Annotated in this window: 13 protein-coding genes; all 13 read left to right on the forward strand. The window is 54.8% G+C overall.

The genetic code is table 11. From position 1 onward, the window contains the following. Positions 1 to 67 precede the first annotated feature (67 nt). Complete coding sequence (gene argS / locus PUV47_RS02310) at positions 68 to 1,822, forward strand: arginine--tRNA ligase (protein WP_274216830.1); 1,755 nt, start codon at positions 68 to 70, stop codon at positions 1,820 to 1,822. Positions 1,823 to 1,906: 84 nt separating this feature from the next. Further along, positions 1,907 to 4,789: an SPOR domain-containing protein gene (locus PUV47_RS02315; RefSeq protein ID WP_274216831.1), complete on the forward strand. Its 2,883-nt coding sequence runs from the start codon at positions 1,907 to 1,909 to the stop codon at positions 4,787 to 4,789. Between the two features lie 51 nt (positions 4,790 to 4,840). After that, entirely contained in the window at positions 4,841 to 5,869 is a 1,029-nt protein-coding gene (gene nagZ, locus PUV47_RS02320; RefSeq protein ID WP_274216832.1) for a beta-N-acetylhexosaminidase, read from the forward strand. Positions 5,870 to 5,872: 3 nt separating this feature from the next. Continuing rightward, positions 5,873 to 6,736 (forward strand): segregation and condensation protein A, encoded by an 864-nt coding sequence (locus tag PUV47_RS02325; protein ID WP_274216833.1) that lies wholly within the window; start codon positions 5,873 to 5,875, stop codon positions 6,734 to 6,736. Continuing rightward, entirely contained in the window at positions 6,733 to 7,491 is a 759-nt protein-coding gene (scpB, locus tag PUV47_RS02330) for an SMC-Scp complex subunit ScpB (protein ID WP_274216834.1), read from the forward strand. The genes PUV47_RS02325 and scpB overlap by 4 nt, the downstream gene beginning before the upstream one ends. A 75-nt stretch (positions 7,492 to 7,566) precedes the next feature. After that, complete coding sequence (locus tag PUV47_RS02335; protein WP_274216835.1) at positions 7,567 to 8,607, forward strand: ABC transporter ATP-binding protein; 1,041 nt, start codon at positions 7,567 to 7,569, stop codon at positions 8,605 to 8,607. Between the two features lie 110 nt (positions 8,608 to 8,717). Further along, the gene (locus PUV47_RS02340; RefSeq protein ID WP_274216836.1) at positions 8,718 to 8,972 is read left to right on the forward strand and encodes a twin-arginine translocase TatA/TatE family subunit; all 255 of its coding nucleotides are present in this window, start codon (positions 8,718 to 8,720) and stop codon (positions 8,970 to 8,972) included. Positions 8,973 to 9,056: 84 nt separating this feature from the next. Then, positions 9,057 to 9,551: a Sec-independent protein translocase protein TatB gene (tatB, locus tag PUV47_RS02345; RefSeq protein ID WP_274216837.1), complete on the forward strand. Its 495-nt coding sequence runs from the start codon at positions 9,057 to 9,059 to the stop codon at positions 9,549 to 9,551. After that, positions 9,544 to 10,335, forward strand: a complete 792-nt coding sequence (tatC, locus tag PUV47_RS02350) for a twin-arginine translocase subunit TatC (protein WP_274216838.1) — start codon at positions 9,544 to 9,546, stop codon at positions 10,333 to 10,335. The genes tatB and tatC overlap by 8 nt, the downstream gene beginning before the upstream one ends. Positions 10,336 to 10,396: 61 nt before the next feature. Then, positions 10,397 to 11,671, forward strand: a complete 1,275-nt coding sequence (gene serS, locus PUV47_RS02355; protein ID WP_274216839.1) for a serine--tRNA ligase — start codon at positions 10,397 to 10,399, stop codon at positions 11,669 to 11,671. A gap of 18 nt (positions 11,672 to 11,689) precedes the next feature. Further along, a complete protein-coding gene (gene surE / locus PUV47_RS02360) occupies positions 11,690 to 12,457 on the forward strand; it encodes a 5'/3'-nucleotidase SurE (protein ID WP_274216840.1) in 768 nt (255 codons plus the stop codon). A 40-nt stretch (positions 12,458 to 12,497) separates the two neighbouring features. After that, complete coding sequence (locus PUV47_RS02365) at positions 12,498 to 13,196, forward strand: protein-L-isoaspartate O-methyltransferase family protein (RefSeq protein WP_274216841.1); 699 nt, start codon at positions 12,498 to 12,500, stop codon at positions 13,194 to 13,196. A gap of 90 nt (positions 13,197 to 13,286) precedes the next feature. After that, positions 13,287 to 15,038 (forward strand): peptidoglycan DD-metalloendopeptidase family protein, encoded by a 1,752-nt coding sequence (locus PUV47_RS02370; RefSeq protein ID WP_274216842.1) that lies wholly within the window; start codon positions 13,287 to 13,289, stop codon positions 15,036 to 15,038. Positions 15,039 to 15,069: the final 31 nt, after the last annotated feature.

Below are 15,069 nucleotides of genomic sequence, written 5' to 3' on the forward strand. Positions count from 1 at the left end.
GCCTTAGTGGCTGCTGGGGAGCCTTCAGCGCGGGCAGGGTGGCAGACACACATTTAGGCTAGAAACAATGAACATCTTCGCAGATTTTGCTGAGCGGATAAGTGCGGTTGTTGCTGCGCTTGGGTTGGAACCGGAAGCGGGAGCGCTTGACCTCTCCCGAGTAACGGTTGAACCGCCGCGAGATGCTGCACATGGTGATTTGGCGACGAACGCTGCCATGGTGCTCTCCAAGCAGTTGAAGATGAAGCCGCGCGATCTTGCTGAGAAGATCGCTGAAGGTCTGCGCTCTGACAGCGACGTAGCTGCTGTTGATGTTGCCGGGCCAGGCTTCATCAACATCCGCGTCAATCCAGTCGTCTGGTCCCGTGTGCTGGGCGCTGTTGTCTCTGCTAGACAGAATTTTGGCCGCTCAGCTCGCGGGCAAAACACCAAGGTGAACGTTGAGTATGTCTCAGCCAACCCGACAGGGCCCATGCATGTGGGGCACACCCGTGGGGCCGTGGTCGGTGATGCGCTCGCCAACCTCCTTTCATTTGCCGGTTACGATGTAACCCGTGAATACCTCATCAACGATGCGGGCTCTCAGATCGACGTTCTGGCACAATCTGCATACCTTAGGTATCTGGAAGCCCTTGGCGAAGATATTGGCGAGATACCAGAGGGCTTGTACCCTGGTGAGTATCTGATCCCGGTTGGGCAATCCTTGAAGGAAGAGTTCGGCGCGTCTTTTAAAGACAAGCCTGAAGCAGAGCGCCATGCCTTTTTGAAGGATTTTACTGTCTCCAAGATGATGGAGATGATCAAGGCCGACCTCGATCTTCTCAATGTGCATCACGATGTGTTCTACTCTGAAAAGTCGATGCATGGTGAGGGGAAGGCCATCGACCTGACGCTCGACTCCTTGCGTGCGCGTGATCTGGTTTATCAAGGCACCTTGCCGCCCCCTAAAGGCGAGTTGCCAGATGACTGGGAAGATCGCGAGCAGACACTGTTCCGCTCTTCCAACTATGGCGATGATATCGACCGACCGCTGGTAAAGTCTGATGGCAGCTACACTTACTTTGCCGCCGATGTTGCCTACTTCAAGGACAAACTCGATCGTGGTTTCAAGGAAATGATCTTCATCCTTGGTGCAGACCATGCGGGCTATGTAAAGCGTCTTGAAGCTGTGGGCCGTGCCGTTTCCGGTGGTTCTGCAGAGGTGATTTGTCGTCTGTGCCAGTTGGTAAAGCTCTTCCGCGCTGGTGAGCCAGTCAAGATGTCCAAACGCTCGGGTAACTTCGTAACTCTTCGCGATGTTGTGGAAGAAGTTGGAAGAGATCCTGTGCGTTTCATGATGCTTTATAGAAAAAATGACGCACATCTGGACTTTGACTTCCAGAAAGTTACGGAGCAGTCAAAAGACAATCCCGTCTTTTACGTGCAGTATGGTCACGCCCGCTGTAAGTCCGTTCTACGCCAGGCTGCCGAAGAGTTAGGCGGGCTTTCTGTTTTTCCTGAAGGTCTTAGAGCTGCTGACTATGCTTTGCTGGAGGATGAAGGTGAGCAAAATATCATTGCTAAACTTGCTCAATGGCCTCGGATAGTTGACGGCGCAGCTGAAGCTCACGAACCTCACAGGGTGGCGTTTTATCTTTACGAGCTGGCAAGTGCACTTCACGGACACTGGTCAAAAGGCAAGGAAAAGCCGCAATTACGCTTTATTAATGATAAAAAGCCAGAATTAACCTTGGCTCGACTCGCATTGGTATATGCGGTTTCCCAAGTGATCGCTTCCGGCCTGAAGGTACTGGGTGTGGATGCTCCTGAGGAAATGCGATAGTGCAGTCAATGACTTAGTGTATCAGAGTACAGAGGTTCGCGGTATTGGTCGCGAGCCTCTGCTTTAGGGGAAGACTTCGCTGCTATGTCCAAACGCACCGACTACGATATTCCGGGTGGCGCGCAACCAGCACCTGAAAAGAACACAGGACAGCAAGGCTGGGTGCCTGACGAAGATCCGTTGGTGGAATTGGCCCGCATCGTAGGCGAGAGCGCCACACGTTACCGCCCAAGCTCTCGTTTGGATGATGGTACCCCTGACAGCATTTTACCGCCGCCACCAACAAGTACACCGGCCGAGACACCAAACTCCGATCCATTCGCCGCTTTGGATGCCGCGTTTCGCAATCTGGGGACTCCAGCAGAACAGGAAGTAACGCCTGAAGAGCAGGCAGCTCAGAGCTCAGATGAGCGGGTTGATGCGCCATCACCGTTGCGCGTTTCGGAATCGCCGCGAGCTACTTCTCCGTACGTCCCGCCCGTTGAAACTGGTGAGCCGTTTGATCCCGAGCGTTTTGTAGCGAATGAACCATTCGTCGCGCCGCCTGCTCCGAATGACAGCGCACCTGAAGTTTACGCATCACCAGCGCCATCTGTTGAGCTCCCAACCCATCGTGAAGCGCAGCTGGAAGTGGCCGAAGCTTCGTCTGCTGATCCGCGCTCCGGTGATACGTTTTATGAGTATGGCGTAGACGAGCAGCCTCAGTCGCCGTCGTCTACACACGATTTTTCGGCGAGTTCTGCCAGTTCGCAGCCGTCCCCAGCCAAGCCTGCTGAAGTAGAGGGGCCTGTTTCTGCGGCGGCTAGTGCTTCGTCAACAACTTACGCAGCTTTTGAGCCTGAAGTCTTTCCAGAGTCTGAAGTCTCTCCTGAAATGCCTGCTGAGCCAAATTTTGGCGAGCCGGAAGAGCCTGTAGCGCCAGCCTTGGTTGGGGATGCAGCGGCTCGTCCTAACGAGCCGAACTTTGACTTTGAAGCCGAACTTTCTCGTGACCTGGAAAGCAGCCTGGCTGCAAGCCTTGGCGGAGAAAAGTCTTCCGACGTTGCTGAGCCGGTTATAGAACCGCCTCTGCCTGAACAGCCAAGTGTGAGCGCGCCAAACGCGGCTGCTCCAACCGTCGCGGCACACGTACCTGTTACGACTGCGCCGGGTGCTGGTGTTGCGGCCAGTTCTAATGAGGTGACCGGTGCTTATGAGTTGGGATCGGGCATTGAGCCAACAAGACCTCAAGCAGTCGACCTGCGTTCCTCCCTTGACGAAACGCACCAGCATCCAGGCGAGTTGGACACTCCAGCCCCCTCTAGCGGTTTCACTCCTGACTTCGGTCAGTTTGAGTTGGACACGAAGGGCGAAGATGAGACTGCCGTTTCTCCGATACCTCTGGAGCCAGCGTCAGTGCGCGCTGCTCCAGAAGTGCCGGAGTTTGAAGCCGATCTTCTTGCAGAGCTGAATGCGCGGCACGTGTACGATACTGGTAACAACGCACCTGAGGTTTCGGTAGAGCAAAGCGCGTCAGAGGAACAGAGTGCACCTGATCCGCTGGCAAGTTTTGAAGATGAGTTGATTGCCTCAATGGATCGCAGTGCCATTGAACGACCTCTTGCAGATGCGCAGGACGACGAGCTGTTTGCCCCTCCGGGTTACTCCGCCGCGCAGATGAAGAAGGACGAGGAAGATATTGATGAAATGACTTGGCCAGCTGCTGCCGAGCACATTTCAAACAGTGAGTACGACGACAACGAAGATCAAACACCACCTCCGCAAGGATATGATCTGGATGCGGTTGCGCAGGCCATGCGCGCCGAGGATCCGTCCTTGAATGGAGAAGGCATTTTGCCGGCTGTCGCGCCCGCTGCTGCCACGCAGAGCGCCTATGACGAGGAAGAGGAAGCTCTTCGCAAGAGCGGTGGTTTGAAACGCGGCCTGTTGGCGGCGGCATCCATTGGCGGTGTACTCATCCTCGGCGGTGCAGGGTACTTTGTGCTCGGCCTCGGCGGTGAGGTTGCAGACAGCACTCCTCCGCGCATCATTCTGGCCGAAAACACTCCGATGAAAGAGTTCCCGGATCCGGCTGAGCAACCCTCGGACAAAAATCAGGCTCAGATCCTTCTTCCAAACAGCAGTCAGGAAGCTCCAGAGGGCGAACGGATGTTGCCTCGGGACACCGCGAGGGTAGATCCTCTGCCACCTGCACCTGATGCAGAGGCGGAAGAAAATAACGCTCTGATCGTCAATACACCAAAGCGTGTTCGCACCGTTGTTGTGCGCCCGGACGGGACAATCGTTTCTGCAGACAGCCTGTCTGAAAACGCCCAGCAGGACAGCACGCGTTTGTTGTCACAGCAGCAGACGGCTTCGCTCGGTACCATTGGCAGTGATGCCTCTGGTTCTGGCAACCAGCCAACCGTTGGGGCGTTCTCTGGAACGACGCAGGCACAATCTTCGTCTCTTGGTATTCGCAGTACCTCACAAGAGCCTGCGACACCTGCGCCTTCGAATCCGTTTGACGTTTCTGCGCAAAATGGCGACGAAGAGGTGACTGAAGTTGCACCTGAAGCAATTGTAGAGGCAACGCCTCGCATCAAGCCAGAGGTTCCGGCAACTCAGGTTGCCTCCGCTTCGTTTAGCGGTAACACCTCAGGACCACTTGTGCTTAGCCCAACCGCCGCACCTCCTGCGCCAGCTGCCGCTGCTCCATCTGTTGGAGGCTCAATACCGGCTGGGGCGTACATTGTTCAGGTTTCCTCTGTGCGCACGCAGCAAGAGGCGAATGGCGAAATTCGTAGCCTTAGAAACCGTTTCCCAAGCCTGATGTCGGGCGTAAACCCTGTCGTGGTGCGTGCTGATCTTGGTGACAAAGGGATTTTCTACCGGGTGAGAATTCCGTTTGACGGGCAGGGCAGCGCCAACCAGTTCTGCACAGATCTGAAAAATGCTGGTGGGGATTGCTTCGTTCGCCGGAACTAAGCTGCTCTCTTGCTTGACGCGGCGGACGCGTCAAGCTACCCCGAATGGGTAATGAGCTACAAAACCTTTATCAGTGGATGCGCGGGCACCTCACTTTCCGAGGATGAGATCGATTTCTTCAAGACTGAAAAGCCTTGGGGTTTGATCGTTTTTGCGCGCAACATAGACACCCCAGAACAGATTTCACACCTTACTTCTCAGTTTCGCATGGCTGTGAAACGAGAAGATGCACCTGTTTTCATAGATCAGGAAGGCGGGCGTGTTCGCCGCCTTCGGCCGCCGCATTGGCCGGAGTATCCGGCCATGGGAAAGCTCGCTCGCCTTTGGGACGTAGACCCGGAGAAGGCCAAGCGAGCCGTATACCTCCAGAGCTATCTGATGGGTATTGATCTGATTTCCCTCGGGATTACAGTCAATTGCCTCCCGGTTCTTGATGTGCGCACTGAAGGGGCGAGCGATATCGTCGGAGACAGGTCCTATGGGACCAGCCCGGATGTTGTCATCGCGCTTGGTCGTGCCGCTATCGATGGAACACTTGCAGCTGGCGTTGTTCCGGTCATGAAGCACATGCCGGGTCACGGCCGGGCGCTTGTTGACAGCCACCTTGAACTCCCGAGAGTGAAAGCGGCTTTGGCGGAACTCGAAACAAAGGATTTCGTTCCCTTCAAGGCGCTCGCGGATTGTCCAATGGCCATGACTGCTCACATTGTTTTTGAGGCGATCGATCCTGACAATCCGGTAACGCAGTCACCCTGCGCCATTTCTGAAGTGTTGCGCGGGAAACTGGGGTTTCAAGGATGCCTGTTGAGCGATGATATCTCTATGAAGGCACTTGGTGGTGATGTTGAGCAACGGGTAAAGCTCATCATTGAGGCCGGGTGTGACATGGTCTTGCATTGCAACGGCGATATGCAAGAAATGGTGGCAGTGGCACGGGCTGTGCCATGGGCGAAGGATGGCTGCTTCATGCGGGCTAATGAAGCAATGCAATCTGCTCTGGCACCACAGCCTGTGGCGAATGCTTCAGGGCTTAGAGATGAATTTGAGGAACTGGTCCGTCAGGCTGGGGAGCTGACCTAATATATGTCTGATACGTCCATCGCAGAAGGTGGGGCGACGGAGGTTCAGGATGATTTTCTGACCCCTTCAGCGCCGGAAAACGCCGGGTTGTCCGAGCCGAGCCTTCGCGTGGATGTGGAGGGCTTTGAGGGGCCGTTGGACCTGCTCCTTACACTTGCACGTTCGCAAAAGGTGGACATTACCAAAGTTTCCATTTTGCAGCTGACTGAGCAGTATCTTTCGTTTGTTCGCGAAGCGCGGCGCTTACGCCTTGAACTCGCAGCGGACTATCTGGTTATGGCAGCTTGGCTTGCCTATCTGAAATCGCGTTTGCTTTTGCCGGTCGAAAGCTCTGACGACGAACCGAGTGGCGAGGAACTGGCCGCGGCTCTGGCCTTCAGATTGCAACGTCTTGAGGCAATGCGTGACGCTGCTGCCAAATTGATGAACCTGGACCGGCTTCGGCGTGACGTCTTTCCTCGCGGGACGCCGGAAACAGTTTCGATCGAAAAAACCAGTGTCTGGTCTGCAAGCCTTTATGATTTGCTCACGGCGTATGCTTCTCAGCGCCAACGGAGCTCGGTAACATCAGTGCACTATGAGAAGCGCCAAGTCTGGTCGCTTCAAGAAGCGCGGGCACTGTTACAGCGGCTGATTGGCGCTGCGGCCGACTGGACACCCATTGATCGCTTTCTGCTGCAATATATGGACGACCCGCGACAGCGCTCGACAATTTTGGCGTCCACCTTTTCTGCCAGTCTGGAGTTGGTTCGGGAGGGGCAAATCGAGCTTCAGCAATCGGAACCATTTGAACGGCTCTATATGCGCTCCAGGCCGAAATCACCCGAGGCCGACGAGCAAGCACAAGAGCAGGGGGTACTTGAATGAGCAAGACTTCAGGTAGCGTTAGCGAGACGGCTAATCCTTTCGAATTGCCACTCAATGATGAAGCTTTTTTTGAGGCAGTAGATCTGCAGCGCAAGATCGAAGCGATCCTGTTTGCCTCTGCCGAACCAATAGGCACAAGCGAGCTTTCTGAGCGTCTGCGGGCTGCCAAGCGCGACGTGGAAGCTGCCATGGATGTTTTGGTTGAGCACTACGCCAAGCGCGGCGTTGTACTGCGAAAGATTGCGGAACGTTGGGCCTTCAGAACGGCTGATGATCTTAAGCACGTGCTCCACAGGGAAGCTGTCGAGCAAAAACGACTTTCCCGTGCAGCGCTGGAGACACTTGCTATCATTGCATTTCACCAGCCTGTGACCCGAGCAGAGATTGAAGAAATTCGGGGCGTTTCTACATCAAAGGGTACGCTGGATGTTCTGATGGAAACGGGGTGGGTGCGAATGCGCGGACGCCGGCGGACACCAGGGCGACCAGTTACTTACGGAACAACAACTGAATTCCTTGATCACTTTGGCCTTGAAAGTATCCGTGACCTGCCGGGACTGGATGAACTGAAAGGGTCCGGGCTTCTGGACAGCGCGATTCCGGCCAGCTTCAAGGTGCCGGTGCCAGACGACAATGCGGAACTCTCCGAGGATGAAGATCCGTTGGATGAGGACGATCTTTTTGCCCTGTCAGAGAGCGAAGAGGAAGGCGGCGCTACGGAAAGCAAGGCGAACAAGGGTGATGCTTTGAAGTGAACCAGGTCAGGCCGGTTGACCTAAACGGCCAGCTGGGGCATGAGGGGCGTAAACTAAGGTAAACTTGGAGACCCCATGGCGCGGTTAGCGTTTGAGCACATAAGCCACTCCTATGGCACTCTTCCTGCCGTCAACGATGTGTCCTTAAGTCTTTCTTCTGGCGAAGTTCTCTGTCTTCTGGGCCATTCGGGCTGCGGTAAGACAACCTTGCTGCGCATCGCGGCAGGCGTCGTTCGCCAAGAAGGCGGGCGGGTTCTGCTGAACGGCGAGGTCGTTGCTGACGATGCACGGTATCTACCGCCAGAACAGCGCGGTGTGGGCCTCATGTTCCAAGACTACGCTTTGTTCCCGCATCTTACGATCCTTGATAACGTGCTTTTTGGCTTGAAGAGCTTGCCCGCAGTTGAAGCGCGGAGCAGGGCAATGGACGCGCTCAACATGGTCGGCCTGGCCCGCTATGCGAATGAATATCCGCATGGTCTGTCCGGTGGAGAACAGCAACGCGCAGCGCTTGCCCGTGCCATGGCACCGAAACCTCATACGTTGCTTATGGATGAACCCTTTTCAGGTCTTGATAGCCGGTTGCGCGATGATGTGCGTCAGCACACGCTCGATATGATCCGCAAGCAGGGAGCGACCGCCGTGGTGGTCACCCACGATCCCGAGGAGGCTTTGCGTGTTGCGGACCGCATAGCTCTTATGAGCGCTGGTAAAGTGGTGCAAGTGGGAACCCCTGAAGAGATCTACTTCCGACCAGTCAACCTTTTCTGTGCCCGATTCTTCTCAGATCTCAACGAGGTTGAAGCTGTGGTCAAGAACAAAACGGTGAACACACCATTAGGTTCTTTTGAAGCCTCAGAATTTGAAGAGGGTGATTCAGTTCTTATCTGTGTAAGGCCTCATCATGTTCGCACCCAGCGAGAAGCAGGGCCTCTGACCCAGCGTGGAACGGTACTAAAGCGCAATATGGCAGGAGAGGTTGACCTGTTAGAAGTCAAGGTAGAGGGCTTGGACAAGCCAATTCGGGTTCGAACCAGCGATGTTTTGCAGTTTTCTGCTGGTGAACAGGTGAATTTCGCCGTGGATCAGAGGGATGTGCTTGTTTTTTCAAGGTGATCCTGACAGATCTTGTGTTTAGGAGTTTGGGCTAGCTCTACCCCTTGCAAGAGGCGGTATGTTAATCTGACTCATGGAAATGAATAGTCCAAGAAACAGGAGTTTGGTCTATGGGCTCTATTGGTATTTGGCAGATCGTCATCATCGCAGTGGTTGTGGTGCTGTTGTTCGGTCGCGGTAAGATTTCCGAGCTGATGGGTGACGTCGCTAAGGGAATCAATAGTTTCAAAAAAGGCCTGAAGGATGATGCTCAAGAGGCGGCTTCCGAGGAGAAAGAACCGAAGGTTCTGGACCACAAGGCCTCAGAGACCGTTTCTCCTCAGTCCAGCGCTGAAAAGACCGGCGACCAGACCAAGGCGAGCTAAGACCGTACTCCGTCGGTCTGCGGCCATCGCGGCCGCAGATGTGGGTTCGGCTGGCGTCGTGTATTTTGAAAGCGGCTTGAGTACATGTTCGATATCTCCTGGACAGAATTGCTGCTCGTTGGTGTGGTAGCAATCATCGTTGTGGGGCCCAAGGAATTGCCCGGTATGCTGAGAACACTCGGCAAGACAATTGGTACTGTGCGACGCATGGCGGGTGATTTTCAGTCCACGTTCAATGATGCGATCAAAGAAGCTGAAAAGCAGGCCGGTATCGATGAGATGCGTCGCAAAGCGGATGCCGCCCAAAACTTTGATCCGCTGGGGGATTTGAAGAAGTCTCTTTCTGAAGAAGAGCGTGAACTCAAAAAGAGCATTGAAGCCAAGCCTGACACATCAACAAAATCCGACGCCCCCAAGAGCGAAGCGTCTGATGATAGCGTGAATGGAGTCAGCAGTGTTCCGGTCGCTGCGCCAACAGTTCAAGAGGCTCCAGAGCCCGTGCTCTCGACTGATTCTGTAGAGGGATCAAACTCTTCCAAGAAAACTCATAAATCTGCTGGAGGGGAAGCGCATGAGTGAAAACGAGATCGAAGCCTCGCGCGCTCCTTTGATTGAGCACTTGATTGAGCTGCGTTCACGTCTCGTGAAGTCGGTGATTGCACTATCCATTGCGTTCATCATCTGCTTCATCTTTGCAACGGATGTGTTCAATATTCTGATCTGGCCTTACGAGCGGGCTGCAGGTGCATCACGGTCCATTGAGCTGATCTATACAGCGCCACAGGAGTACTTCTTCACTCAAATGAAGCTGGCTTTGTTCGGAGCGCTGTTCGTGTCATTCCCGGTTGTTGCAACGCAGATTTACATGTTCATGGCACCCGGGCTTTACAAGCACGAAAAGCGCGCATTCCTGCCATATCTGTTCGCGACCCCAATCCTTTTCGGCATCGGTGCGGCTCTGGTTTATTTCCTGATCATGCCAATGGCCATGCAGTTCTTCCTGTCCATGGAACAAGCTGGCGGAGAAGGGAAGGCAGCCATTCAGTTGCTGCCGCGCGTGAGTGAATATCTCAGCCTGATCATGGTGCTGATTTTTGCCTTTGGTTTGGTCTTTCAGCTTCCTGTTGTGCTGACACTTCTGGGGCGGGCAGGAATGGTGAGTGCTGATACGCTCAAGTCCAAGCGCAAATATGCCATTGTGATTGCGTTTGCAGCTGCTGCAATTTTAACACCTCCTGATCCGATTTCGCAGATCGGTCTTGCGCTTCCCACTTTGCTTCTCTACGAAGTCTCAATCTATTGTGTTCGGCTCGTCGAGCGAAAGCGGGAACGGCAGGATGACCAGGACGAACAAGACGCCTGATCATTTTGGTTTCTAAGCTCCGGCGGGCACAACTACCAACCCTGCCGGGACTAAGATAGCCATGTTTGACATCAGATGGATACGCGAGAACCCAGAGGCTTTTGATGCCGGTCTGAAGGCTCGCGATCACGAGCCACGTGCTGCACAACTCCTTGAACTGGATGATGCGCGCCGATCTCATGTCACCAAACTTCAAGAGGCGCAGCAGCGCCGCAACTCCGCATCAAAGGAAATTGGCAAGGCCAAGGCTTCTGGTGATGAGGAAGGCGCGCAGGCGCTCATGAAGGAGGTCGCCGAGATCAAGGCGTTCATCCAGGCCGGTGAAGAAGAAGAACGCAAGCTCGACGCAGCGCTTCAGGAAGCTCTCAGCAGAATCCCGAATATCGGTCTTTCTGACGTGCCAGTGGGTGCGGATGAGAACGACAACGTTGAGCTTCACATGTGGGGCGAAAAGCCGTCTTTCGATTTCACCCCGAAGGAACATTACGAGCTGGGCGAAGCGCAGGGCGGAATGGACTTTGAGACCGCCGCGAAACTCTCCGGCTCAAGGTTCACCGTGCTGAAAGGCCAGATTGCACGTCTGGAGCGTGCTCTGGGCCAGTTCATGATCGACCTGCATACGGAAGAGCACGGTTACTTGGAGGTTTCTCCGCCGCTGCTGGTTCGTGATGAAGCGTTGTTTGGTACGGGTCAGCTGCCGAAGTTTGCGGACGATCTTTTCCGGGCTACCGAAGGCCGTTGGCTGATTCCGACTGCGGAAGTACCGCTTACCAATATGGTTGCCGGTGAGATCCTCGATTCCACCGCACTGCCAATCCGCGTTACGGGCCTGACCTATTGTTTCCGTTCTGAAGCGGGTTCTGCGGGCCGCGATGTACGCGGCATGCTTCGTCAACACCAGTTTGAAAAGTGCGAGCTTGTTTCCATCACAGATGTGGACAGTTCTTTGGATGAACTGGAACGCATGCGGGAATGCGCGGAGAAAGTTCTTCAAAAGCTCGGTCTTCATTATCGTGTCATGACCCTATGTACGGGTGATATGGGCTTCAGTGCGCGCAAGACCTATGACATTGAAGTTTGGCTGCCGGGGCAGGATGCTTATCGTGAGATTTCATCTTGCTCTGTCTGTGGGGACTTCCAGGCACGCCGCATGAATGCCCGCTACCGTGTTGACGGTGACAAGGCGCTTCAGTTTGCACACACCCTCAACGGGTCTGGTGTTGCTGTAGGGCGCTGCTTGATCGCCGTTCTAGAGAACTATCAACAGGCTGACGGCTCTATTGTGGTGCCGGAAGTGCTGCGGCCATACATGAATGGCCTTGAGAAAATCGGATAATTTGAGGACTGACGCGCAATGCGGATTTTGCTTACGAACGATGATGGAATTCATGCCGATGGTTTGGCGGCACTTGAGCGCATTGCGCATCAGCTATCCGATGATGTGTGGGTTGTTGCACCGGAAACGGACCAAAGTGGCGTTTCCCACTCGCTTTCACTAAACGACCCACTGCGCTTGCGCGAGATTGAAGACAAGAAGTTCGCACTGCGGGGCACGCCGACTGACTGCGTGATCATGGGTGTAAAGAAGGTTCTGGATACGCCTCCGGATCTGGTTCTTTCCGGCATCAATCGCGGTGTGAACATTGCCGATGACATTACCTATTCCGGTACCGTCGCCGGTGCGATAGAAGGCACGCTTCTGGGTATTCCTTCTATTGCGCTTTCCCAACACTATCGGTTCGGTGAAGATGCAGGGCCAAACTATGATCCAGCTGAAGCGCACGGCCCAGGCCTGCTAAAGCAGCTGCTTTCATTCGACTTGCCGCGGGACACGCTGCTCAACATCAACTTCCCGAAACGCAGTCCTGAAGAGGTGGAAGGCGTTCGTGTGGTGCCGCAAGGCAAGCGTCCAGCGGACTCCATGTATATCGAGAGCCGCAAAGACGGGCGCGGCAATCCATACCATTGGCTTGCATTCAACAATCGCTGGTTTGCAGGCGACGCGGGTACCGATATTGAAGCTATTCAACAGGGCTACATTTCGGTGACACCTTTGCACCTCAATCTAACGGCTCGTGAATTGATGGCCTCCCTCGATGAAACATTGAGGGGCGCTCTCTAGACGCTCTCCCGCATGGGGAGCGGTCTTGGACAGGATGGCAATGGACCAAACCGATCTTTCAGAGGTTCCAGGGGCGGCAGAAGCTCATGAAGCGGAACGGGAACGGCGCGCAGCGTGGGTTATGGATCTGCGTTCAAACGGCGTTTCCGATTATGCTGTTCTTGGTGCCTTGGAAGCGGTTGATCGGCGCATGTTCCTCTATGCCAAGCATCAGGCGCTTGCCTATGCCGACAGGGCGTTTCCGATCGATTGCGGCCAGATGAGCACGCCGCCATCCATGACCGGAAAAATTTGCGGCCTCATGGAGCTTAAAGGCGACCACCGCGTTTTGGAGATTGGCACAGGCTCGGGCTATCAGAGCGCAATCCTCTCGAAGTTGGTAGGTGAGGTTGTGACGTTGGAGCGTTACAGAACTTTGGCTCAACTGGCCGAAGACCGAATTCGCTCCTCACGGATCACAAACGTAACCGTGTTGCATGCGGATGGCCTTTCTGCGGTCAGCGATGAAGAGGAGCGGGGGCAGTTCGATCGAATCCTTCTCAATGGATGTGTCGATCGATTGCCGGGTTTTTTGCTCGATGAACTCTTACCCGGGGGCAAAATATATGTCCCAATTCGGGGCGAGGGGCGCTTACCGATTCTAACGGTATTTGAAAAGGCCGGAAGATCCACAGAGCAGAAACCTCTTGGAGCCTTTCGCTTTTTGCCTCTGACACCGGGTATCGCGGCAAAGCTTTAGCTAAACAATTTCTTAAATTAAGCAAATATCAACCGTAGTTGGACTACAAAAAACTAGAGTTTGCCTTTTCTAGTTTTGTGTGGGGCGGTTATGCTTTCCAAATCTGAGTCTTCTAAAAAGCTAAAGCGCGGCGTAGCTGCTTGCGCGTTGATCGTGGCGACTGGCCTTGCTGGCTGCAGCTCGCGCATTGATCGCTTCGAGGTCTCTGAATACGAGAACCAGTCGCTTCCACCTGCAGCGCAGGTCAAGGCGCAAGAGTTGACTTCTGCGCCAACACAAGTGGCGTCTTTGCCGCCGGTCTCTGAGCCGTCGGAACCAATTACAACAAGTTCACTGCAGCCCATTGCAAGTGCACCTCAAAGCTCCGCGTGGCAGCCGGACTTCTCGTCTAGCTATGCGGCTGCTGAAGGTTCACAGCGCGGTTCGTTTCCATCAGCATCGCTTCAGCGCAGTGCGAGCCAACGCGTTCCTGCAAGCCTTGCCAAGGCTCCAGACAAGAACCTCGGTTGGCAGGCGAAAGGCGGGTCGATTGTCGTGCTTCAGCGCGGAGAGACCCTCGACAGTCTAGCCCGTAAACACAACGTTCCTGCTGCTGCCATCATGCACGCAAACAGGGTGACTTCTCCCTCGGCATTCAAGGCCGGAGACAGTGTTATCATCCCGGTGCGGGAGCAAACCCTGCAAGCTTTCAACTCACCTCAGGTGGCAACTAATCCATCGAACGTATCTAGTAGCGGGATTGTACCCAGCTCCGAGACGGCCAGTCTCGCGGTTGCCACTGATACGGACCTGATTCAGGCAGAACGCCAAGAGTTTGGAGCACAGTTGGCGCAGTTGCGCTTACCGCCTGGTAATGTTGGGCAGCCGTCCAGTGCGGGTCAGCAAACCTATCAGCCGCAATACCAACAGCCTGCGCCTGTCTATCGGCAGCCGGTTCAGCAGCAGCCATTGCAGCCAACCTACCAACCACAACGTGGTCAGCAGGCGGCTAATCCGCCAGTGTTTCAAAATCAGCAACCGGTCTACCAAGAACGGACTGTGAAGATTACTGCGTTGCCAAAGTCCAAACCAGGAACAATGCAAGTCGCACAGACCGTTACCCAGCCGGTGTCTTTGGCGGGCATTTCGGCGGTCCCTGAGCCAAAGCGTGTCGGTTCGGTTGCAGCGCCTACACAGCCAGTACAGGTCGCCCGTGCACCTCAACCTGAAACGGTTCAGCGTCAAACACAGCCGACAGTTACGGCTCAGCCCGCCGTGGCATCATCGAGAGTGAACTCGTCTGGTGTGCGCCAAGTATCCACCTCAACGGTTTCTCAGCCGGTACAGCGTGTAAGTGCTCCTGCGACCCAGATGGAGGTAGCTCCAGCTGTTCAGCGTGTCGAGCCAGTGCAACAGGCACAGCCTCAACAGGCAGAGGAGGTGAAAACCGCCTCTTTGAACCCGCAGGAAGGTACGGAACCAAAACGCTTCTTCCGTTGGCCTGTAAGTGGTCGGATCATTTCCGACTTTGGCCCGAAGCCGGGCGGCGCACATAATGACGGGATCAACCTTGCTGTTCCGGAAGGAACAGAGATCAAGGCGACTGAAGATGGCACTATTGTCTATTCCGGTAATGAGCTGAAAGGCTTCGGTAATCTGGTTTTGATCCGTCACTCCAATGGCTGGGTGTCAGCTTACGCCCACAACAGCGAACTTCTGGTCCGCCGGGGAGATTCAGTGCGGCGTGGTCAGGTTATCGCCAAGGCAGGCGCGACGGGATCGGTATCTCAGCCTCAGCTTCACTTTGAGCTGCGCAAGGACAACAAGCCCGTTGATCCATTGCAGCACCTGCCAAATTCCTAGTTGCGAGAAGTTTGATTTGAAAAAGGCGGCC

It is taken from the genome of Pseudovibrio exalbescens (assembly GCF_028737195.1).
Classification (GTDB): domain Bacteria; phylum Pseudomonadota; class Alphaproteobacteria; order Rhizobiales; family Stappiaceae; genus Pseudovibrio; species Pseudovibrio zosterae.